This window comes from Paraburkholderia sp. 22098 (assembly GCF_052045935.1).
In the GTDB taxonomy this organism is placed as follows: Bacteria; Pseudomonadota; Gammaproteobacteria; order Burkholderiales; family Burkholderiaceae; genus Paraburkholderia; species Paraburkholderia caledonica.
Map to the genome: position 1 here is coordinate 408,593 of NZ_JBQEPV010000001.1, position 22,595 is coordinate 431,187.

Sequence of the window (22,595 nt, forward strand, 5' to 3'; positions counted from 1 at the left end):
TCATGCCTTCCGGTTCAGGCCGGATCAGGCGCACACTCATGATGGCCGTCGCCCGGCCTTTTGCAGAATCGCATGACCGAATTCAAGGACACTCAGCAACAGCTCTCGAAGTTCCGCCTGCGGGTCGCGGCGGCGGGCTTGTTCGTGTTCGTCTGCTTCGGGCTGATCGGCTTTCGCTTTCTGTTCCTGCAGGTGTGGCACTACAGCAAATACTCGCTGCAAGCCGACGAAAACCGCATTTCAGTCGCGCCGATCGTACCGAACCGCGGCATCATCACTGACCGTAACGGCGTGGTGCTGGCCAAGAACTACTCGGCCTACACGCTCGAAATCACGCCGTCCAAGCTGGGCGCGCCGCTTGAAACAGTGATCGACGATCTGGCCTCGGTCGTGTCGATCGACGCACGTGACCGGCGCCGCTTCAAGAAGCTGCAGGAAGACTCGAAAAACTTCGAGAGTCTGCCTATCCGCACCCGCCTGACCGACGACGAAGTCGCGCGCTTCACCGCGCAGCGCTTCCGTTTTCCGGGCGTGGAGGTGCGCGCCCGCCTGTTCCGCCAATATCCGCTCGGGCCGACAGCGGCGCACGTGATCGGCTACATTGGCCGCATCTCGCAGCGCGACCAGGATCGTATCGACGACGCGAGCGATCAGAACGACAGCGATCCCGAACACTACGATCCGCGTCTGGACGCAAACAACTACAAGGGCACCGACTACATCGGCAAGATCGGTGTCGAGCAAAGTTACGAGACCGAGTTGCACGGCCAGACGGGTTTCGAGGAAGTCGAAGTCACCGCCGGCGGGCGGCCCGTGCGGACAATGTCGCGCACGCAGGCAACGCCGGGCAACAACCTCGTGCTGTCGCTCGACATTGGTTTGCAGCAGGTTGCCGAGCAGGCCTTCGCGGGCCGCCGCGGCGCGCTCGTCGCTATCGAGCCGGCCACCGGAGACGTGCTGGCGTTCGTCTCCGCGCCAAGCTTCGACCCGAATTCGTTCGTCGACGGCATCGACCAGCAGACCTGGGACGAACTCAACAACTCGCCCGACCATCCGCTGCTGAACCGGCCGCTGCACGGCACTTATCCGCCAGGCTCGACGTATAAGCCGTTCATGGCGCTGGCCGCGCTATCGCTGCACAAACGCACGCCGGGTTGGGGTTTCCAGGACCCCGGCTCCTACACTTTCGGCGGTCACACATTCCGCAACGACGTGCGTTCGGGTCAGGGTTGGGTCGACATGAACCGCGCGATCGTCGTGTCGAACGACACATACTTCTACATGCTCGCTCACGATCTGGGCGTAAACGCCATTGCCGGTTTCATGAAACCGTGGGGTTTCGGCCAGATCACGGGTATCGACATTTCGGGCGAGGCGCGCGGCATCCTGCCTTCGACGGAATGGAAGCGCAAGGCCTACCGCAAGCCCGAGCAGCAACGCTGGTACGAAGGCGAAACGATCAGCCTCGGCATCGGCCAGGGCTACAACTCGTTCACGATCCTGCAACTCGCGCACGCCACGGCCACGCTCGCCAACAACGGCATCGTGATGAAGCCGCACCTCGTGCGCGACATCGAAAATCCGATCACCAAGGGCACGCGCCCCGTCGTGCGCGATCCGAGCGACAAAATCGCGGTGAAGCAGTCCGACATCGACATCATCAAACGCGCGATGGAAGGCGTCATCACGAACGGCACGGCGTCCAAGCTGTTCATCGGCGCGCCGTATGTCGCCGCGGGCAAGACCGGCACGGCGCAGGTGTATTCGTTGCAAGGCGCGAACTACAAGGGCCATGCGATTGCGGAGCACTTGCGCGACCACGCGCTTTTCATCGCTTTCGCACCGGCGGAGCAACCGAAAATCGCGCTCGCCCTGATCGTGGAGAACGGCGGCTGGGGCGCCGAGGCGGCCGGCCCGATCGCGCGTAAGGTGCTGGACTACTACCTGGTCGGCAAGAACAAGCCGGGCGCGGAGGCTGCGGCAGTTGCAGCGGCGGCGTCGGCGACCGAGGACGCGTCCGCGCCGGAAGTCGGCGGTGCGCCGGCGCCGCAGGAAGCCGGGCAGCCGGTCAGGATCGCTGCGGGCTTCACAGCGCTGCCGATGCCCGGAGCGGCGTCAGCCGCAGCTGCTGCGTCGACCGCGGCCGCGGCGGCGAACCGGGCATCGGGCGCAGGTGCTGCGTCTGGAGCGGCTGCGGCGTCTGCCGTCACGTCGACATCGAAGTCGTCCGCATCAACGGCGGCGACCGCGACCACGCCAAAGCTACCGGCCTCGGCCACTGCGGGCACCCCCGCCTCGGCAGCAAAGAGCTCCGCGCCCCGCAAATCGGGGGCCCCACGTCAACCGCGACCGGCGAGCGAGCCGGCACCAGTCGCTGCCCGCTCCGGAACCAGCACGCTGCGCGATCCATCGCGCGATAACGGCGCTCAAGCCACCTCGCCACGCCAGCCGGTTACCGGCGGCATCGACGAGTAAGGAGAAAGGCATGCAATTCGACAAGCGCGCCTGGATCGACCGCATCAAGCGGATGTTCGCAGGCTTCGACCGCCCGCTCGCACTGGTGGTGTTTCTGCTGCTGTGCGTGGGCATCGTCACCTTGTACAGCGCGAGTCTCGATGTACCGGGCCGCGTGGAAGACCAGTTGCGCAACATCATGCTGACGTTCGTGCTGATGTGGGCGCTCGCCAACGTTCCGCCAACCACGCTGATGCGCTTCGCAGTCCCGCTTTATACATTCGGGATCGCGCTGCTGGTTGCCGTGGCGCTCTTCGGTCTCACGCGCAAAGGCGCGAAGCGCTGGATCAATGTCGGCGTGGTGATTCAGCCGTCGGAGATCATGAAGATCGCGACGCCGCTGATGCTCGCCTGGTACTATCAGCGGCGCGAAGGCGTGATGCGCTGGTACGACTTTCTGGTCGGGCTGGTGATTCTTGCCGTGCCTGTGGGGTTGATCGCTAAACAGCCCGACCTGGGCACCGCCGTGCTCGTTTTCGCAGCCGGCTTCTTCGTGATTTACTTTGCGGGTTTGAGCTTCAAACTAATCGTGCCGGTGCTGATTGCCGGCGTGATCGCGGTCGGCTCGATTGCGGCGTTTCAGGACAAGATCTGCCAGCCGGAAGTGCAGTGGCCGCTCATGCACGACTATCAGAAGCACCGCATCTGCACGCTGCTCGACCCGACTTCCGACCCGCTCGGCAAGGGCTTCCACACCATCCAGGCGGTGATCGCGATCGGCTCCGGCGGCCCGCTCGGCAAGGGCTGGCTGAAGGGCACACAGGCGCATCTGGAGTTCATCCCCGAGAAACACACTGACTTTATCTTCGCTGTGTTCTCCGAGGAATTCGGGCTCGCGGGCGGCGTCGTGCTGCTCACGCTGTACATGTTGCTGATCGCGCGCGGGTTGTATATCGCCGCCAACGGCGCGACGCTATTCGGACGCCTGCTTGCAGGATCTCTGACAATGGCGTTCTTCACCTACGCGTTCGTCAATATCGGTATGGTGAGTGGCATCTTGCCGGTGGTCGGTGTGCCGCTGCCATTCATGAGTTACGGAGGCACCGCGCTGACGACGCTTGGCGTCGCCATCGGCCTGATCATGAGCGTTGCGCGACAGAAGCGGTTGATGCAGAGCTAGCCGGTGAGCTGATGGAAAGAAGCGGCTTCGATTAGCTGCGAGACAAACTGCAAAGCGGACTGCAAGCAAGCCGCACCGCAAGTTGAAATGCAGAAAGGGCGCATCATCAGATGCGCCCTTTCTCGTTATTGCGGTTTCACTTCCTTGTGGTCCCGCAGCTGCGCGCTCAGTTGCTGATACTTCAAGCGCGCCGCCGGATCGCCTTGCGCGGCTGCAGCCGCGTAATAAGCCCGCGCCACGTTGAGGTTTTTGTCGACGCCGTCGCCGCCGCGTTCGTAGAAAGAGCCTGTCACGTACTGCGCGGTCATATCGCCGCCCTCGGCAGCCTTCTTGTACCAGACGAACGCCTGCTGGTTGTCCCGATCGGTGCCCCGCCCATCGAGGAACTGATTAGCGAGCGCAAGCTCGGCCTGCACGTGCCCTTGCTGCGCGGCTTTCAGAAACCAGCGGTGCGCCTCGACCGGATCGCGGCCGACGAACTCGCCATCGTCATACATCTTGCCGTACACATATTGCGCGTGCGACATGTTCGCGTCGGCGGCCTTGCGCAACCACTTCTTGCCTTCGTCGACGTTGACCGCGGTGCCTTCACCGTTGAGCAACATCATCGCGTAATTGAACTGCGCAAGCCGGCTGCCGCGCTCGGCGGCCTTGCGGAACTCTGCAAGCGCCGCACCGAAATTGCCTGCGTTGTAGTCGGCGACAGCAGTTTGCGTCTCGGGATCGTTCGGCTTCGCGAGACGATCCTGAGCATGCGCTGCGACGCCCGTGGTCAACGCCGCTGTAATCAACATGCGAGCGACAACGCCTTGCACCATCCACTTCATGACCTCACCTCCTGCAGCGCCTGGCGGGTTGCGCGCAACATCCACATGACGTCGGCGGCCAGAGCGACAAAACGAAAACCGGCATCGCGATGCTGCCTTGCGCTCGCGACGTCCATTGAAAAAATGCCGGCGGCAATGCCCGCCTTGTCCGCGGCGCTGACGATGCGCGCCATGGCCGCTTGTACATCGGCGTGCTTCGAATCGCCGAGATGACCGAGGCTCGCGGCGAGATCGGCGGGTCCGACAAACAGGCAGTCGACGCCCGGCGTCGCTGCAATCTCGTCGACCTCGTCGAGGGCGCGCGCCGACTCGATCTGCACGATGGTCGCGATTTGCGCGTTGGCCGTTTGCACGTAATCGCGCCGCATGCCGTAGGCGGCGGCCCGCACGACACCAGCGACGCCGCGCAGACCATCGAGCGCCTCGGCGCTCGGATATTGCGTGAGGCGCACCGCATGCGCAGCTTCTTCGGCGGACTCGATATTGGGGAACATGAGCGTGCGTGCGCCAGCGTCCATTACGCGCTTGACGAGCCAGCCCTCGCTCGCCGGTACGCGTACCACCGGTTCGCTCGGCAGATGCGCGGCGGCAATCGCACGCAATTGCGAAGTCACGTCGCCGCTGTCGTTGGGCGCGTGCTCCATATCGATCAGCAGCCAGTCAAAGCCGGCGTGAGCGAGTGCCTCAGCGGCGGAATCGCTGCCGAGCGACAGCCATAGTCCGAACAGCGGATCGGCTTCTTTAAGACGTTGCTTGAGGGGATTGGTGAAGGTGCTCATCGCCACGCTCCGTGACGATGACCGACTTGATTGCCTGACACAAGGGGAAGCGTGCTCGTCAGGCGAGCCAGGCTCGAACGCCGACGGCTCGTTTGGCTGCTGCAACGCACTGCGGTGACCGGCATGTCTCGCTCCGTGTGGTTATCGGAGCGATCATACCGTGACAATAACGCGGCGGTTGGCCCGCGTAACGCGTGTGAGGGTTAGTCGCGAACCACGTCGGCCCAACAATTCGGCGTTTCGTACAGACGCAGCTTGTGGAGGCGCAGATTCACGCCATAGTGCGCGTCATAAACGTTCGCGAGAATGTCGAACGCTACAGCCGCGAGGTTTTCCACAGTCGGAATGCGGTCGAGCACCACGGTCTTGTGGCCCGCCATTGTCTCGAGGAAGCCGCGCACCTGCGTGTCGCCTTCATAGACGAGAAACGCGTGATCCCACTTGTCGACGAGATGTTCGACGGCGAGCGACTTGACGTCGGCGAAGTCCATTACCATGCCGCGGTCGGGCGCGCCCTCCGTGTCGACCAGATCGCCTTGCAGCGTGATTTCGATCACATAGCGATGGCCGTGCAGATTACGGCACTGGCTGCGGTGATCGGGAATGCGGTGACCCGCGTCGAATTCGAGTTTTCGTGTAATCGTCAGCACGGCAAATCAGGGAATATTCAGATACTTGTGGGTCTGCATCGACAGGCGCCATTGCGGATGGCGTTTGCACCAGTCGATCGCGAGCTTGGTGTTGATGTCGCGCGACGGGCCGTCCATTGGCTGGACGAGGAAATACTCGAAGTCGAGCTTCGCATAGTCGGACAAGCGCTGGTTGTCCTGCGGGATCACGACCTTCAGTTCGTTCCCCTTCGTGACGACGAGAGGCGCGTCGGCCTTCGGGCTCACGCAGATCCAGTCGATCGTTTCGAGCACCGGCAACGAGCCGTTCGTTTCAATCGCAATTTCAAAACCGGCCGCATGCAGCGCGTCTACCAGCGGCTGGTCGATCTGCAACATCGGCTCGCCGCCCGTACACACGACAAAGCGTTGACCCTCGCCTTCGGGCCATTGCGACGCGATCATTTGCACGAGGTCTTCGGCCGTGCGGTACTTGCCGCCATTTTCACCGTCCGTGCCTACGAAGTCCGTGTCGCAGAACCGGCAGACGGCTTCGGCGCGGTCTTCCTCGCGGCCCGACCACAGATTGCAGCCGGCGAAGCGGCAAAACACAGCCGGACGCCCGGCATTCGCGCCCTCGCCTTGCAACGTATAGAAGATTTCCTTGACCGCGTACGTCATGCTGCCTTCTGCCTAGATTTATACTTGTGTACCTAAAAATTACTATCGAAGCCCGCCGCGCCGCGACTTTCTCAAACCGGCTCGGTTACCTTTTCACCGGCGAGATAGGCTTCGTAGCCACGCTTGCGCAAGCGGCAGGCCGGGCATTCGCCGCAGCCGAATCCCCATGCGTGCAATTCCGCGCGTTCGCCGACATAACAGGTATGCGTCTCTATGCGCACCAGTTCCACCAGTTCCTCGCCGCCTAGCTCATGCGCGAGGCGCCACGTGTCCGCCTTGTCGAGCCACATCAGCGGAGTCTCGAGCAGGAGGCGCGTGTCCATGCCGAGATTCAGCGCGACCTGCAAAGCCTTCATGGTGTCGTCCCGGCAATCGGGATAGCCCGAGAAATCCGTCTCGCACATTCCGCCGACCAAGACCTGCAAACCACGCCGATAAGCGATGGCCGCCGCGATCGTCATGAACATCAGATTGCGGCCGGGCACGAACGTATTCGGCAAACCGTTGGCCGTGGCCTCGATCTCGATCTCGCGCGTCATGGCCGTGTCGCTGATTGCGCCGAGCACGGACAGATCGATCATGTGATCGTCGCCGAGGCGCTCGCTCCAGGCCGGGAACGTACGCACTACTGCATTGCGGAAGCCTTCGCGGCATTCGAGTTCGACGCGGTGCCGCTGACCGTAGTCGAAGCCGAGCGTCTCAACCGTTTCATAACGTTCAAGTGCCCATGCGAGGCACGTGGCGGAATCCTGGCCGCCGGAAAACAGCACCAGAGCGCTACGTTTAGCGTCTTTGCGGATCACCGTGAAACTCCGTGAATGATGAGTGCCGCGTCGCGCTGCGCGAGGTGCGCCATGCAAGCAACGCGGCGCGACGCGAGCCGGCACTGCTGCCGGCCCAAAGCAGTATAGGCCGCGCCTTCGGCCTGCAAAGTCGCTGGGCGCTTATACCGTTGATCGTCGGGCGAGGGGTTCGGTGCGGATCGCGGCTCGGCCGCGGGCCCTTGAACGAATTCGGCGGGCGACGCACTCGCATGCAAGTGCTTGAACTTGCGCGATTTTATCACGCGATGCCGAACCTCGCCCGGCGCGCCCCGACGTACTACCGGCGAGCACTGACGCAAAGAAAGCTCACCGCAAAAGGAAAAGCCCCAGGAATCTTGCGATTTCCTGGGGCTGAATCCTGGTGGCCTGGGACGGAATCGAACCATCGACACGCGGATTTTCAATCCGCTGCTCTACCAACTGAGCTACCGGGCCAACGAAGAACGAAATGATATCAAAGGGTCATTCGCTGGGCAAGCCCCTTCCCGAAAAAATGTCGGGAGGTGAAATCCGCGCGCGTAACGCGGTGCTCACTCGCCTTTGTTCTTCCCGAGATCGACGCCGAGCTGTTTGAGCTTGCGATACAAGTGCGTACGCTCCAAGCCGGTCTTTTCCGCGACGCGCGTCATGCTGCCGTTTTCGCGCGCGAGGTGATACTCGAAATACGCGCGCTCGAACGCATCGCGCGCATCTCGCAGCGGGATGTCGAACGAGATGGATGCCGTTTGCGCCGCGAGCACACCGCTGCCCGAGCCGTCGGCTGAGGAGAGCATTGGCAATGCCGCCGCCGAGGCCACCGCCGAAGAATTCATCGGCGACGTCAATTTGGCGGCGGTGCCGCCCGGCGCAACTGCCGCAGTGCCACGAGCAAGGCCTTGCTCGACAGCCTTCAGCAACTTCTGTAACGCAATCGGCTTCTCGAGAAAATTCAGCGCGCCGATCTTCGTCGCTTCGACTGCGGTGTCGATCGTCGCGTGGCCTGACATCATGATTACCGGCATCGTGAGCTGCCCTTGCGCAGCCCATTCCTTGAGCAGCGTCACGCCGTCGGTATCGGGCATCCAGATGTCGAGCAGCACCAGGTCCGGCGCCTGACGCAAACGGAATTCGCGCGCCTGCTGCGCGTTTTCCGCTGCCTCCACGACATGCCCCTCGTCGCTCAGGATCTCCGAGAGCAATTCCCGGATGCCCATTTCATCATCTACCACCAGGATGGTTGCCATTTACGCTGCCTTTGTCTGCACTGTTGCTTTTGTCTTTCCCTGCGACGTACTGCCGTGCGCAGGACGCGGTCCCGCTTCGGGAGCCGCGGCGTCGTCTGCCAGTTGAAGGAAGAGAATCGAAATTTGCGCGCCTTCGATGACATCGCCCGCTTTCAGGCGGTTTCGAATGTCGATGCGCGCGCCATGTTCGTCGACGATCTTCTTGACCATCGCAAGACCCAGGCCCGTGCCTTTCGCCTTGGTCGTGACGTAAGGCTCGAATGCACGGGTGAGGATACGCGTTGGGAAGCCCGGTCCGTTATCCGACACTGTCAGACGTACCGCGACGCGTGCCTTGCCTTCCGCGTCGGGGTCTCCGTATTCTACTGTCCTCGTCTCGAGCACCACACGCGGGCGCTCGATCTCCGCCACCGCGTCCTGCGCATTCTGCAGCAGGTTGTGAATCACCTGGCGCAATTGCGTTGCGTCGCCGCGAATCGCGGGCAACGCGGAGAGTTCGACATGAATCGCACCCTTGCCTTCCTCTATGCCATACAGCGTCAGCACTTCGGTCACGAGATCGTTTAATTGCAGATGCGCCAGCACGGCAGGAGGCGTGCGTGCGTAGTCCCGGAAATTGTCGACCATCTGCTTCATCGCCGCGACCTGGTTCACGATTGTGGTCGCGCCGCGCTTGAGTACATCTGCGTCCGACGGCGACAGCTTGTCGGCGAGCTTCATCTGCAGACGTTCGGCCGAGAGTTGGATCGGCGTAAGCGGATTCTTGATCTCATGCGCGAGCCGCCGCGCGACCTCGCCCCATGCAATGGAACGCTGGGCGGAAATGACGTCCGAGATGTCGTCGAATACCACGACATAGCCCGACGTTTGCATGTCCTGGGCGTCGCGATCGGTCGCGGACACGAGGCGCGCGCCGCGCACGAGCAATGTGAGAGGCTCGCTTTCGCCGGCCACCTGCACCGAGAACTGCTGCTGCCAGTGGCCGCCGTCGTCGTGACCGTCGCCGCTTGCCGCTTCGCGATCGGCAAACGCCTTGCGCACCATGCCGCCGAATTCGCTCAGCACGCCGATCTGTTCGAGCGCCGAGCCCAGCACCTCCTGGAACTGCTGACGGAAGATGCGCTCGGCGCCACGATTCGCGGTGGTGAGCCGGAACTGGCGGTCGAACACGAACACGCCCGCAGTGAGGTTCGCGAGAATACTTTCCAGATACGCCTTCGAATGCTCGAGTGCGATGCGATTGTTTTCGACCGCCGCGCGAGCCTCGGACAATTGCCGCGTCATTGCGTTGAACGACTGCGTGAGAAAGCCGAGTTCGTCGCGCGATTTGATTTCGCGCTTCGGCGTGTAGTCGCCTTCAGTGATTTCCTTCGTGCCCTGCGCGAGCAGGAACAGCGGCCGCGCGAGCTGGTTGCCGAGCGCGAGCGCGAGCATCATCGCAATGAACGTGGCTAGAAAGAGCGCGAGCGTCAGCGTGCCGATATACATCTTGCGCAAGCCGGTTCGTCCGAGCGCTTTCTCCTGATACTCGCGATACGCGCGCTGCACAGCATCGGCATTGCGGGCGAGCGATTGCGACACTGGCTGTGTGAGTTGCAGGAAGCGTTCAGTGGGCTGCAACAGCGACGCGTTCGAGTCGGGAATACGCTGCACGACACGTAGTCGCAGGGCGCCCTTGCTGCCGTGAGCGCGAGGATCGCCGTCGACTTCGCCTTCTATTGCCGCGTAGCCGCGTCCGCGCGCCTGGTCGAGCATGAGCGGCGTAGGCAAATCGTTCGGTACGAGCGACGCGTAATTGCTGGATGCCTGCGCGACCACATGCATGTCGGGCGTTGCGCCGGACATGCTGCGCGTGGGCTCGACGATCGTCGCGTCCTGCACGCCGAACTGGTCGCGCAGACGCAGCAGCGTGAGCGTCGTACCCGCGGCGTCGGCGCTCGCGAGCTGCTCGGACATCAGCCGGCCCTTGGTTTGCAGATCGGACAGCGACGCGTCGAGCATGCCGCGCCCGAGGTTCAGACCGGACGTGAGCGCGGTTTCGACGTTCACGTCGAACCACGACTCGATACTGCGCGACACGAACTGATACGAGACGACATAAATGATGCCGCCCGGCACCACGCCGACTAACGCCATGAAGAACGCGAGTTTTGCGAGAAGCCGCGTGCCGAACTTACCCTTTCGTAATCGCGCAATGATGATGATGACGAGCGTCGCCACCACCAGCAGAAAGATCATCGCGACCACGAGATTCGCGGCATAAAGCCACTGGTAATAGCGGTCGAAAAATTCGGTGTTCGCGCTTGCCGCGGCGAGCAGCACGAGCAGCAACACAGCCGTCACGGCGACGGTGGAAACCAGCACGCGCACGACGATGCTGCTGACACTGGTGGCGGAGCGCACTTTATTTAGCACGTTCGGTCACCGTAAAAGTAAAGCGCTTCCATTCGGAAGCGAGATTCCAGTCGCGGTTGTTGACCGCGTCGATCTGGAACGGCTTGGGCATCAATGCGATGTCGAGTTGCATGCGCACGGACGCGTTGTACGTCTCGCCGGCATGCACTTCGTTGCGGTCGATCACGTGCCATGACGTCACGTGCTTGATGACCGCGAGCGCATCTTTAAGCGTCGTGAAGCCGAGTTGCAAACCGCCAGACGACACGCTCGACACGCGATATTCGCGCGTGAGCGGCTGAAACGACAGGCGAAGGCTTTGCGACACGTTCACCGGCTGCTCGTCGAACCAGTACCAGCGCGGCCGGCTCAACTCGAAGTCGGTAGTGAAGTACAGCGGGATGCCTTTATTCACGGCGTCTTCGAGATTGCTGTTCAACTCGAAGTCGAAACGCGCGTCCAGGCTCCAACCCGTGTTGTCGGCTTGCAGGGAAGCGCGCTGCACGGCAATCGAGTCGGCGTACGCCGCGCCGGGCGCGACAAGCCAGACGGCCAGCGCGACCCAAAGCACGGCAGCGAGCCGAAGCGGGAAGAAGCGTTTGATGGTCACCGTTTCTGAAAGCGCGCGTAGAAAAATCCGTCGTGGTCTGAGTTCGCGCCGGTGCTGATGTCAGCGAATTCTCCGGCATGGGAACCGGCCGATGTGTCGGCGGGCGCGCGGGCGACCGTAGGTAAAAGTTGCCCCGGCGCGTCCAATCGTACCGCATCCTGGTGCTTGTTTCCAAACCACTGCGCCTGCAACTCGCCTTCTTCGGGAAAGATCGAGCACGTAACGTAGAGCATTTCACCGCCTGGCTTCACGAGCGGCCACAGCGCGTCGAGAATGCGCCGCTGTTCGTCGACGAGCGCGGGAATATCGGAGGCGCGGCGCAACCAGCGAATATCCGGATGACGCCGCACGATGCCCGACGCCGAGCACGGCACGTCGGCGAGAATGCGGTCGAACGGCTGATCGATGTCGTCATGCCATTTCGACGGCGTGCCCGCGTCGCCAATGCGCACTTCCGCCTGGAGCTTCAGGCGCTGCAAATTTTCGCCGATGCGCCGCGCGCGCGTCGCATCGCTTTCGAGCGCGACCAGTTGCAGATTCGCCAGTTCCAGCAGATGCCCGGTCTTGCCGCCGGGCGCCGCGCAGGCGTCGAGCACGCGCATGCCGTCACGCACGCCGAGCAGTTGCGCGGCGAGTTGAGCGCCTGCGTCCTGCACCGAAACCACGCCCTCGCTAAAACCGGGAATGCGGTCGACGGGCATGGGCGTGGCGAGCTTCACCGCGTATTCGCCGGCCTTGCTCGCGGCAATATGATGCTGCTCGAGAACCTGCAGGTACGCATCAACCGTTGAATGACGGGCGTTCACACGCAGCGTCAAGGGACCTTGCGTGTTACCGGCTGCGAGCACGTCCTGCCATGCGTCCGGCCATGCGCGTCTGACCGAGTCGATCCACCATGACGGGTAGTTCCAGCGCGCGACTTCATCGTTCTGCGCCGCTTCGAGCAGCGCCTCGCGTTCGCGCAGGAAGTTGCGCAGAACGGCGTTGACAAGCCCCTTGGCGAACGAGAATTCGCGACGCGCCGAGATCGCGCTCACGGCCTGGTCGACCACCGTGAACGGCGTGTAGGCTGCACTGGCTTCGTCGTCGATCAGAAGCGCGATCGCGCAGGCAAGCACATGACCGACGTGCGGCGGCGGCGCCTTTTTGACGAGCTTTGCGATCAACCATTCGGCAGTCCCGAGACGGCGCATCGTGCGATAGGCGATGTCCTGCACCGCGCCGCGCGCAGCGGCCGCACTACCCTCGGGCGCAGACACGAAAACAGATTGCAACGCGGCGGGCAAAGCTGCCCCGAGGCGGACGGCGCCAACCGCTTGCGCTGCGCAGTCGAGCGCAAAGCCAAGCGATTCCGGCGCGAGATGCAGCACGGACAAACGGGATTCGCGCGGACGCGCCGACGAAGAAGCAGAACGCGAAGAAGGCTTTAGATTCATGGGAAGGCAAAGGCAGGCCGTGCGGTACGCGCGACACAATGAACACACATTGTAGCGTGGCGCGGCTAACGGACCCGGCACCGGCCCCTGCACCACGGCGGGAGCGGAAGCGCGCGCTGACGCGAAATAAAAAAGGCGAGTCGGGAGACTCGCCTTTTTTGGTCATGCAATGCGCATACGCGTTATTCGAAGCGCCCGGTTCGGGCCATTTCCATCAGGCGCGCGATGCGCTCTTCCGTGGCCGGGTGCGTTGAAAACAGATTCGCGATACCGCCGCCCGCGAGCGGATTCATGATCATCATCTGCGCGGTGGCCGGATGCTGCTCGGCTGTAGGAAACGGGATGCCGCTCGCATAACGATGAATCTTGTCGAGCGCCGAAGCCAGCGCTTGCGGGTCGCCGGAAATCTGCGCGCCGCCACGATCCGCTCCGAATTCGCGCGCACGCGAGATCGCCATCTGGATCAGCGCACCGGCAATAGGCGCGAGCAGCGCGACCGCAATGCCGGCGATCGGGTTCGTGGGACGCCCGTTTTCGTCGCGGCCGCCGAAGAACATGGCAAAGTTCGCGAGCGCGGAAATCGCGCCGGCCATAGTGGCCGAAATTGTCGAAATCAGAATGTCGCGGTGCTTCACGTGCGCCAGTTCGTGTGCCATCACGCCGCGCATTTCGCGCTCGGACAGCACCCGCAGAATCCCGGTGGTCGCGGCAACCGCTGCATGTTCCGGATTGCGGCCGGTGGCGAACGCATTGGGCGCGTCTTCGTCGATCAGATACACGCGCGGCATCGGCAAGCCGGCGCGTGTGGAAAGCTCGCGCACCATGCGGTAGAACTGCGGCGCGCTGGTTTCGTCGACTTCCTGCGCGTTGTACATGCGCAGCACCATCTTGTCCGAGAACCAATACGAAAAGAAATTCATGCCGAGAGCAATGACGAGCGCGATCGTCATGCCGCGCGTGCCGCCTATCACTCCGCCGATCACGATGAAAAGGGCCGTGATCGCGGCCATCAACATCGCGGTTTTGACCCAATTGAACATGTCTGCAACTCCTTGCCCTAATGCGGGGTTCATTTCCATGCCGCATCGCCGCGGCGCCTGATTGTAAGCTAAATGTTAGATATGGGCGCGCGCGGAAAATTCAATCACCTCGATGCGGTGGCGAGCTTGATTCCCAGGCCGACAAAGGCGCTGCCGACGCCGCGGTCCAGCCACTTCTTCACCGACGGCTTGCCGGAGAAACGCCGGGTGACACTACCGGCGATCCAGGCGACAAAGCTGTTCCACAGCATGCTCATCACGACGAATACGGCGCCCAGCGTGAGAAAAGCGAGCGCCTTGTGATCCGTGCCGGCGGTAACGAACTGCGGAAAGAAAGAGACGAAGAAAAGCACGACCTTGGGGTTCAGTACGTTTGTCCAGAAGCCTTGCAGGAACAGCTGGCGCAGCGACTTGGGAGCACCCGCCCCGCGCGCTTCGCCGCGGGCCTGGTCTTCGGCAGGTTTCGCGAAGATGAGGCGCACGCCGAGATAAATCAGATAGATCGCACCGACAAACTTGATGACAGTGAACGCCGTGGCCGACGCGGCGAGCAGCGCGGTCAAGCCGAACGCACACGCTAGCGAATGGATGCAGCACCCGGCCGATATTCCCAGCGCGGACATAAGCCCCGCGCCGCGGCCCTGCGCGACGCTACGCCCGACGATATAAGCCGTGTCAGGCCCGGGCGTCACATTCAGCAGAAAGACCGCGACGACGAAAAATTCGAAATGGGTGATGCCGAACATGAGGATCCTCGGAACATGAGCGTTTGCATGGAGGATTTTAACGCGCGGCGACTGTCGGGCGGGGCCGTTGAGCATCGGCCAAACGGACGATGTTCAGGGGCCGCCGACTGGTGTTACTTTGCTTCGGGAAGCTGGAAGCGCTGCCCCGCAGCCAGCGCGAAGCCCGCGAGGAATTCGCGTACCGGCAGACGTTTGCCGCCGGGCTTCTGCAATTGTGTGAGACGCAGCGCGCCGTCGCCGCAGGTCACGACGACCCCTTCGGCGGAAACGCTGGTGATCGTGCCGGGCGCATTCCCGTCTTGTGCAGGCTCGGGCGCCGCCGCCCAGATCTTGATCGACGTGCCGTCTTCGAGCGTGGCCACGCTGCCTGGAAAGGGATCGAACGCACGCACCTGGCGGGCGAGCACCGAAGCCGGGCGGCGCCAGTCGAGCGCGGCCTCGTGCTTGCCGATCTTTTCGGCGTAAGTCACGCCCTCAGCGGGTTGCGGCGTCGAGGTCAGCTTGCCATTGCGCTCCAGTTCGACGAGCGCCGCGACTATCAGCTTCGCGCCGTGTTCGGCGAGGCGGTCGTGCAACGTGGCGGTGGTCTCGTTCGCGGAAATCGGCGTGCGCACCTCGGAGATCATGGCGCCGGTGTCGAGACCGGCATCCATTTGCATCAACGTGATGCCGGTTTCAGCGTCGCCTGCTTCGATCGCGCGATGGATCGGCGCCGCGCCGCGCCAACGCGGCAACAGCGACGCGTGGATGTTGATGCAGCCAAGCGGCGCGATATCGAGCACTTCCTGCGGCAGGATCAGGCCGTAGGCTGCAACCACCATCACGTCGTGCGGCGTGGCGCGCAGGAGGTTGATGGCGGCTTCGGCCTCGGCCGGATATTTCCCTTCCCGGCGCAGCGACGGAGGCTGCGCGATGGCCAGCCCATGTTCCTCGGCGTAGCGCTTGACCGGGCTCGCCTGCAGTTTCATGCCGCGCCCGGCCGGGCGATCGGGCTGCGTCAGCACGAGCGGCACCGGAAAACCGGCGTCGTGAATTGCGGCCAGCGCGGCCGACGCAAATTCCGGCGTACCGGCAAAGACAACACGCAACGAATGGCTCATGAACGGGGGCGAAAGCAGGAAGCGGAATGAACGCGCATTACATTGCGTGGGCGAGCTTTTTCATCTTGCTCTTGATGCGCGTCTGCTTCAGCGGCGACAAATACTCGACGAACACGCGGCCCATCAGGTGATCCATTTCGTGCTGGATGCACACGGCGAGCAAACCCTCACAGTCCATTTCGAAGGTTTCGCCCTTTTCGTTCAGGGCACGCACGCGCACTTTCTCGGCGCGCTCGACGTTGTCGTAAATGCCCGGCACCGACAAACAACCTTCTTCCGACAGCTTTTTCTCGCTGCTGGACCAGACGATTTCCGGATTGATGAAAGCAAGGAGTTGATCATGCGCGTCTGACACGTCGATCACGATCACGCGCTCGTGCACGTCCACCTGGGTGGCCGCAAGGCCAACGCCGGGCGCCGCATACATGGTCTCGGCCATGTCCGCGACGAGACGGCGGATGCGGTCGTTGACCTGTTCGACCGGCTTCGCGACCTTGTGCAGGCGCTTGTCCGGGTAATTGAGAATGTTCAGTAAAGCCATGATTTCGAGTGTGATTTTTTCGACGCCGCTAGCCGTGTGAGGGCTCACGTTGGCCATTCGGCCAGGTTGTCGGCCCGTCGCAATACGCACACGATAGATGGTGTCGAACCGGTTCGATTCAACGCGCCAGATGCGCCAGACGACGAGCCCGCGCGGGTGGGCGCGGCGCCGCAGTTATTTCGGATGATGAAAATTTTAGCATGGCGCCCGCCTGCCCGCTGGCCCTGCACGAGGATCGCCCCGCAATGCACACCTTGCCTGCAACCCATATCGAACTCGCCGCGTGGCTGCGGCTTTCTCTCGCCGCGGGGCTGAAACCCGCGGCGCTGCGCCTGCTGCTGACCGCCTTCGGGTTGCCCGAAGCAATTCTCCAGCAGGACCATGAAACGCTCGCCGCGATCGCCGGCGAGGCTGCGGCACGGGCCGCCCTTGCTCCCACCGGCCCTGAATTCGACGCTCAGCTCGACGCGGTAATCGCATGGCGCGAGCTTCCGGGCAACCATCTGGTTACGCTCGACGACCCGGCCTATCCGCCGGCCCTCCTCACCATGCCCGATCCACCTCCGTTGCTATATATAAAGGGCCGGCTGGAACTGTTGCATACACGAGCCGTCGCGCTGGTGGGCAGCCGCAGCGCCACGCCGCAAGGCATGGAAGACGCCGAACGGTTCGCGCGGACGTTTGCGGCGGCGGGCGTCACGGTCGTGTCGGGGCTCGCGCAAGGCATTGACGGAGCAGCTCACCGGGGCGCGCTCGAGGGCATCGGCAGCACGGTCGCCGTAATCGGCACCGGCGCCGATCTCGTCTACCCGGCTGCGCACCACGCTCTCGCCCGGCAAATCGCGATGCAAGGCGCCATTCTGTCGGAATGGCCGCTCGGCACCCCCGCACGCGCCGCCAACTTTCCGCAGCGCAACCGGCTGATCGCCGGGCTCGTGAGCGGTGTGCTGATCGTGGAGGCGGCCATGCGTTCCGGCTCGCTGATCACGGCGCGCCTCGCGAACGAGATGGGCCGCGATATCTTCGCGTTGCCGGGCTCGATCCACGCGCCGCTGTCGCGCGGCTGTCATCGCATGATCAAGCAGGGGGCGAAGCTCGTGGAGACGCCAGACGAGGTTCTGGAGGAATTGGGCTTCGTGAAAACCGCGCCCGTTCGGCCAGGCACCCGGCGGGATGGGGCGGCAACGCAGGCAGCCTGCTCCGCTGCATCCGCCAGTGCGGCAACCGCTCGTGCGCAGAGTGAAGAGTCGACGCAGGCACCGGCACCAGCGCGGGCACCTGACATGACCGGCTGCCGGGACCCGGACGCCCAGCGGCTGCTCGCCGCCCTCGGTTACGCCCCAACGCCCCTTGAAATATTGGCCACGCGCACCGAGATGGACTACGCCGTTCTACAAACCACGTTGCTGCAGCTGGAACTGGCCGGCGAGGTCAGCGCGCTGCCCGGCGGGCGTTACACCCGTGCGAGCCGAGGCCGGGCCGCCGCGAGCTGCTTTGACCCAGCTTGACCACTTTCCCGGATTGGCCATGCTACATTCGCGCCAAAGCATCCGACAAAGCACCTGAGGAACCACCATGCCCGCGCTGAATCTCGACACCGACCAAGACCGGATCGCCGAGCGCGTCAACGAGCCCGACACGCTGTTCGTTGCCTGCCTGTGTGCGCAATGGTGCGGGACCTGTCGCGAGTATCAGGAGGCGTTCGACAAGCTGGCCGAGCGGCATCCGGAAATCTGTTTCGCATGGATCGACATCGAAACGCATGCTGATCGCTTCGACGATCTCGATGTCGAGAATTTTCCCACCATCCTGATCGAAGACTCAGTAACGACGCGATTCTTCGGCACCGTTTTGCCGCAGGCAGCGATCGTGGAGCGGATGTTGTCGGATTTGACCGCCTTGCCAGGCGTGAGCGGCGCGCCGAAATTGCGGCCCGCGCTGACCGTCGCGTAAGAGCGAACGGCCGCCTGTACGCGCCGTTACGGCGCAGGCATTGCGGCCGGCGCGGTGCATGTTTGACGCGGCCCGGTCAGTTGCCGGGCGCGCAATTTTGATGGCGCGCTTTTATGGCAGTTGACACGCCGCGTTCGCGCCGTGTGCTATAAAGCGGTCGTTAATGGGTCGCAAGGTCGCAAACGAGGGTCGCGCCAGAAGGGCGCGCTCAAGGCCACCAACCCGGATATACCAACCTCACATCGAGTCATGTCCAAAGCACTGATCATCGCCGAAAAGCCTTCCGTCGCGAACGACATCGCGCGCGCTTTGGGCGGTTTTACCAAGCATGACGAATACTACGAGAGCGACGAGTACGTGCTCTCTTCGGCAGTGGGTCACCTGCTGGAAATCGCCGCGCCCGACGAGTACGAAGTCAAACGCGGCAAGTGGAGCTTCGCCAACCTGCCCGTCATTCCGCCGCATTTCGATCTGAATCCGATCGCCAAGAGCGAGTCGCGCCTGAAGGTGCTGACCAAGCTGCTCAAGCGCAAGGACATCGACCGCCTCATCAACGCATGCGACGCGGGGCGCGAGGGCGAACTGATTTTCCGTCTCATCGCGCAACACGCGAAAGCGAAACAGCCGGTTCAGCGTCTGTGGCTGCAATCCATGACGCCGGCCGCCATCCGTGACGGCTTCGCGCGTCTGCGCAGCGACGAAGAAATGCAGCCGCTCGCCGACGCCGCACGCTGCCGCTCGGAAGCCGACTGGCTCGTCGGCATCAACGGCACCCGTGCGATGACCGCGTTCAACAGCAAGGGCGGCGGCTTCTTCCTGACCACGGTCGGTCGGGTACAAACGCCAACGTTGTCTATCGTCGTCGAACGCGAAGAGAAAATTCGCCGCTTCGTGCCGCGAGACTACTGGGAAGTGAAAGCGGAGTTCGTCTGCGCGGCCGGTTTCTACGAGGGCCGCTGGTTCGACCCGAAGTTCAAGCGCGACGAGTTCGACCCGGAAAAGCGCGACTCGCGTCTGTGGGCGCTGCCCGCGGCCGAGACGATCGTGGCCGCATGTCGCGGCCAGATCGGTACGGTGAGCGAGGAATCGAAGCCGTCCACGCAGTTGTCGCCGGCGCTCTTCGACCTCACGAGCTTGCAGCGCGAAGCGAACGGCCGCTTTGGCTTCTCGGCCAAGAACACGCTGGGCCTCGCGCAGGCGCTGTACGAAAAGCACAAGGTGCTGACCTATCCGCGGACCGACGCGCGCGCGTTGCCCGAAGACTATATGGATACGGTCAAGCAGACGCTCGGCATGCTCAAGGAGAGCAACAACTATCTCCCGTTCGCCAAGCAGGTGCTCGACAAGGGCTGGGTGAAGCCGAACAAGCGCATCTTCGATAACTCGAAGATCAGCGACCACTTTGCAATCATCCCCACGCTGCAGGCGCCGAAGAATCTGTCAGAGCCGGAACAGAAGCTCTACGATCTGGTGGTGAAGCGCTTCCTGTCGGTGTTTTTCCCGGCAGCGGAATTCAAAGTGACCACCCGCATTACCGAAGTGGTCGGTCATCACTTCAAGACCGAAGGCAAGGTGCTGGTCGAGCCGGGCTGGTTGCAGGTGTACGGTCGCGAAATCAGCGGTGAAGATGCCAACCTCGTGCCGGTGCAGAAGGACGAGAAGGTCAAGACCGACAAGATCGCCGCCCAGCAACTCGTGACGAAACCGCCTGCACGCTACAACGAAGCCACGTTGCTGTCCGCAATGGAGGGCGCGGGCAAGCTCGTGGAAGACGACGAGTTGCGCGAGGCAATGGCCGCAAAGGGGCTCGGTACGCCTGCCACGCGCGCCGCCATCATTGAAGGTCTGCTTGGTGAGAAGTATCTGATCCGCGAAGGCCGCGATCTGATTCCAACTGCGAAGGCATTCCAGTTGATGACGCTGCTGCGCGGGCTCGGTGTGAAGGAATTGACCGCGCCGGAGCTCACGGGCGAGTGGGAATACAAGCTGTCGCAAATGGAACGCGGCAACCTGCCGCGCGACGCATTCATGCAGGAAATTGCCCGCATGACGCAGACCATCGTCAAGCGAGCAAAAGAATACGATTCCGACACAATCCCCGGCGATTACGCGACATTGCAAACGCCGTGTCCGCACTGCGGCGGCCAGGTGAAGGAGAATTACCGTCGCTTCGCGTGCTCGAAGTGCGAATTCTCGATTTCGAAAATCCCCGGCGGCCGCCAGTTCGAGATCGAGGAAGTCGAGGAACTGCTGAAGAACAAGACGATCGGTCCGCTGTCGGGTTTCCGCAGCAAGATGGGCCGTCCGTTCTCGGCGATTCTCAAGCTTTCACTTGACGACGAGATCAAGAACTACAAGCTCGAGTTCGACTTTGGTCAGGACGCGGGCGGCGAAGACGGCGAACCGCCTGACTTCTCCGACCAGGAATCGGTAGGCGCATGTCCTAAGTGCAAGGGCCGCGTGTTCGAGCACGGCATGAGCTACGTCTGCGAGAACTCGGTCGCGAGCCCGAAAACTTGCGACTTCCGCTCGGGCAAGGTGATCCTGCAGCAGGAGATCGCCCGCGAGCAGATGGCGAAGCTGCTCGAAGAAGGCCGCACCGACTTGCTGACCAACTTCAAGTCGTCGCGCACCGGCCGTAACTTCAAGGCGTTCCTCGTCAAGCAGAACGACGGCAAAATCGGCTTCGAATTCGAGAAGAAAGAGCCTTCGGCCAAGACGGCGGCAAAGACCGCCGCGGCAAAGTCAGCCGCAAAGGCTGGAACAGAGATCGAATCGGACGAAGGCGACGCGACGGTCGCGGTAAAGGCAGCGCCGGCGGCGAAAAAGGCCGCGGCGAAGAAAGCGCCGGCAACCAAAACCGCTGCGGCAAAGAAGGCGCCAGCCAAAAAGACGGCGGCTCGAAAGACGGGCTCCTGATTGGGCGACGAAGCGGGCGTGCACGGTCTCTGCGCCGCTGCCCGCCCGATTCGAGTTGACGATAAAAAAGCGCGATCACCAACGGTGACCGCGCTTTTTTCACGCCTTGCCGAACGCGCTTGTATTTGCGCGGCCTGGACTCTCGAACGGCGCCTTTACAGTGGGGTCAACGCCGAGAGCCGCGTGCGGTTCGAAGTCTTCGCCAACGTCTTGGGCACCGGTGACAGCTCGCTGTCCAGCAGTCGCGACAGCGGTTCGGCGCCATCGAAGGCTTCGGGCGGCATGGACGAATCCGCCGCTTCGAATGACGTCTGCGATGCCGGCCGCCCGACCCCGTCTTTGATCCACTGTTCGCCGAGCAAGCTGTTCGGCGTCTGGCTGAAATGCTCGACCAGGTGATCGATGAACGTGCGCACCTTCGCGGGCAAGTGACGGCGGCTCGGATACGCGATATTGATCTCGACTTGCGGCAAACGGTAGTCGCCGAGCAAGCGCACCAGCCTGCCGCGCGTCATGTCGCGGCCGATCAGGTAACTCGGCAGAATCGCAATGCCCATGCCGAGCAGCGCAAACTGACGCAGCATCTCCGTATTGTTTGCCACGATCACGTTCGACGGACGCACCCGCACTTCGCCTTCCGGGCCAGTAAATACGCGCTCGTCGCCCCAATATTCCGACGGCAGGCTCAGGCACGGATGCTCCAGCAAATGCTCGGGACGCGTAGGCGTGCCGTGCTTTTCCAGATACGCAGGCGTTGCGCACACGGTCATGCAGCCCGTGGTCAGACGCCGCGTGACAATGCTCGCGCTGCGCATTTGCCGGGCAATGACGACACCCACGTCGAAGCCTTCTTCCACCAGATCGACCTGACGGTCGACCAGCGTCACGTCCGGAATGACTTTTGGATACCGTTCCGCGTACGTCTGCAGCACCGGAGCCAGATTGTGCAGGCCGAACACCACCGGCGCGACGATCCTCAAGGTGCCGACGGGCTCGTGATTTCGCGCGACCACCATCTGCTCGACGTCTTCAAGTTCGTCGAGAATCTGGCGCGCCCGCTCGAGATAAACCTGACCCGACTCGGTCAGGGACAAGCTGCGAGTTGTTCTGTTGAGCAGCCGCGTGCCTAGACGCCCCTCCAGGTCGGCAACGTGACGGGTGGCAACTGCGTTGGAAATATCCATCGCGCTCGCGGCGCGGGCAAAACTGCCGAGATCCGCCACCTTGACGAAAACTCGCATCGACTGCAAATGGTCCATATGACAACTCCTGCCGTGTTA

19 protein-coding genes and 1 tRNA gene are annotated in these 22,595 nt (G+C 62.8%); 5 read left to right on the plus strand and 15 right to left on the minus strand.

Annotated features, from left to right (window positions below; all coding sequences use genetic code 11):
* Window positions 1-72 precede the first annotated feature (72 nt).
* Both mrdA and rodA read left to right on the plus strand, forming a co-directional pair.
* The gene (gene mrdA, locus ACTJLB_RS01890) at window positions 73-2,475 is read left to right on the plus strand and encodes a penicillin-binding protein 2 (protein ID WP_440782284.1); all 2,403 of its coding nucleotides are present in this window, start codon (window positions 73-75) and stop codon (window positions 2,473-2,475) included.
* Between the two features lie 10 nt (window positions 2,476-2,485).
* Complete coding sequence (rodA, locus tag ACTJLB_RS01895; protein ID WP_020067263.1) at window positions 2,486-3,634, plus strand: rod shape-determining protein RodA; 1,149 nt, start codon at window positions 2,486-2,488, stop codon at window positions 3,632-3,634.
* Window positions 3,635-3,759: 125 nt separating this feature from the next.
* Here the strand turns inward: rodA and ACTJLB_RS01900 are convergent, their stop codons facing one another.
* From ACTJLB_RS01900 to def, 14 genes are all read right to left on the minus strand, one after another.
* The gene (locus ACTJLB_RS01900) at window positions 3,760-4,461 is read right to left on the minus strand and encodes a tetratricopeptide repeat protein (RefSeq protein ID WP_020067264.1); all 702 of its coding nucleotides are present in this window, start codon (window positions 4,459-4,461) and stop codon (window positions 3,760-3,762) included.
* Complete coding sequence (locus tag ACTJLB_RS01905; RefSeq protein ID WP_440782285.1) at window positions 4,458-5,240, minus strand: HpcH/HpaI aldolase family protein; 783 nt, start codon at window positions 5,238-5,240, stop codon at window positions 4,458-4,460. Before ACTJLB_RS01905 ends, ACTJLB_RS01900 begins: the two co-directional genes overlap by 4 nt.
* A 203-nt stretch (window positions 5,241-5,443) precedes the next feature.
* Complete coding sequence (gene queD, locus ACTJLB_RS01910) at window positions 5,444-5,887, minus strand: 6-carboxytetrahydropterin synthase QueD (protein WP_027776811.1); 444 nt, start codon at window positions 5,885-5,887, stop codon at window positions 5,444-5,446.
* A 9-nt stretch (window positions 5,888-5,896) separates the two neighbouring features.
* On the minus strand, window positions 5,897-6,529 hold the full coding sequence (gene queE / locus ACTJLB_RS01915; RefSeq protein ID WP_020067267.1) for a 7-carboxy-7-deazaguanine synthase: 633 nt from the start codon (window positions 6,527-6,529) through the stop codon (window positions 5,897-5,899).
* Window positions 6,530-6,600: 71 nt separating this feature from the next.
* On the minus strand, window positions 6,601-7,332 hold the full coding sequence (queC, locus tag ACTJLB_RS01920; RefSeq protein WP_440782286.1) for a 7-cyano-7-deazaguanine synthase QueC: 732 nt from the start codon (window positions 7,330-7,332) through the stop codon (window positions 6,601-6,603).
* 380 nt (window positions 7,333-7,712) lie between these two features.
* Window positions 7,713-7,788 (minus strand) — tRNA-Phe (locus ACTJLB_RS01925).
* 95 nt (window positions 7,789-7,883) lie between these two features.
* Window positions 7,884-8,576: a response regulator transcription factor EsaR gene (esaR, locus tag ACTJLB_RS01930; RefSeq protein ID WP_440782287.1), complete on the minus strand. Its 693-nt coding sequence runs from the start codon at window positions 8,574-8,576 to the stop codon at window positions 7,884-7,886.
* Entirely contained in the window at window positions 8,577-10,991 is a 2,415-nt protein-coding gene (locus ACTJLB_RS01935; RefSeq protein WP_440782288.1) for an ATP-binding protein, read from the minus strand.
* A complete protein-coding gene (locus ACTJLB_RS01940) occupies window positions 10,981-11,580 on the minus strand; it encodes a DUF4390 domain-containing protein (RefSeq protein ID WP_020067272.1) in 600 nt (199 codons plus the stop codon). The genes ACTJLB_RS01935 and ACTJLB_RS01940 overlap by 11 nt, the downstream gene beginning before the upstream one ends.
* Window positions 11,577-13,016: a 16S rRNA (cytosine(967)-C(5))-methyltransferase RsmB gene (rsmB, locus tag ACTJLB_RS01945; RefSeq protein ID WP_440782289.1), complete on the minus strand. Its 1,440-nt coding sequence runs from the start codon at window positions 13,014-13,016 to the stop codon at window positions 11,577-11,579. The genes ACTJLB_RS01940 and rsmB overlap by 4 nt, the downstream gene beginning before the upstream one ends.
* Before the next feature lie 182 nt (window positions 13,017-13,198).
* A complete protein-coding gene (htpX, locus tag ACTJLB_RS01950; RefSeq protein ID WP_440782290.1) occupies window positions 13,199-14,056 on the minus strand; it encodes a zinc metalloprotease HtpX in 858 nt (285 codons plus the stop codon).
* Between the two features lie 104 nt (window positions 14,057-14,160).
* Window positions 14,161-14,802 carry a LysE family translocator gene (locus ACTJLB_RS01955; protein ID WP_440782501.1) on the minus strand — a complete coding sequence of 214 codons (642 nt, stop codon included), beginning with the start codon at window positions 14,800-14,802 and terminating at the stop codon, window positions 14,161-14,163.
* A 113-nt stretch (window positions 14,803-14,915) separates the two neighbouring features.
* The gene (gene fmt, locus ACTJLB_RS01960; RefSeq protein WP_440782291.1) at window positions 14,916-15,902 is read right to left on the minus strand and encodes a methionyl-tRNA formyltransferase; all 987 of its coding nucleotides are present in this window, start codon (window positions 15,900-15,902) and stop codon (window positions 14,916-14,918) included.
* Between the two features lie 37 nt (window positions 15,903-15,939).
* The gene (def, locus tag ACTJLB_RS01965; protein ID WP_214878176.1) at window positions 15,940-16,443 is read right to left on the minus strand and encodes a peptide deformylase; all 504 of its coding nucleotides are present in this window, start codon (window positions 16,441-16,443) and stop codon (window positions 15,940-15,942) included.
* A gap of 245 nt (window positions 16,444-16,688) precedes the next feature.
* Between def and dprA the strand changes: the two genes are divergently transcribed.
* From dprA to ACTJLB_RS01980, 3 genes are all read left to right on the plus strand, one after another.
* Complete coding sequence (gene dprA / locus ACTJLB_RS01970) at window positions 16,689-17,951, plus strand: DNA-processing protein DprA (protein WP_440782502.1); 1,263 nt, start codon at window positions 16,689-16,691, stop codon at window positions 17,949-17,951.
* A 67-nt stretch (window positions 17,952-18,018) separates the two neighbouring features.
* Window positions 18,019-18,396, plus strand: a complete 378-nt coding sequence (locus ACTJLB_RS01975; protein WP_020067279.1) for a thioredoxin family protein — start codon at window positions 18,019-18,021, stop codon at window positions 18,394-18,396.
* A 249-nt stretch (window positions 18,397-18,645) separates the two neighbouring features.
* Window positions 18,646-21,315: a DNA topoisomerase III gene (locus tag ACTJLB_RS01980; RefSeq protein ID WP_110405524.1), complete on the plus strand. Its 2,670-nt coding sequence runs from the start codon at window positions 18,646-18,648 to the stop codon at window positions 21,313-21,315.
* 155 nt (window positions 21,316-21,470) lie between these two features.
* Here the strand turns inward: ACTJLB_RS01980 and ACTJLB_RS01985 are convergent, their stop codons facing one another.
* Entirely contained in the window at window positions 21,471-22,574 is a 1,104-nt protein-coding gene (locus ACTJLB_RS01985; RefSeq protein WP_440782292.1) for a LysR family transcriptional regulator, read from the minus strand.
* Window positions 22,575-22,595: the final 21 nt, after the last annotated feature.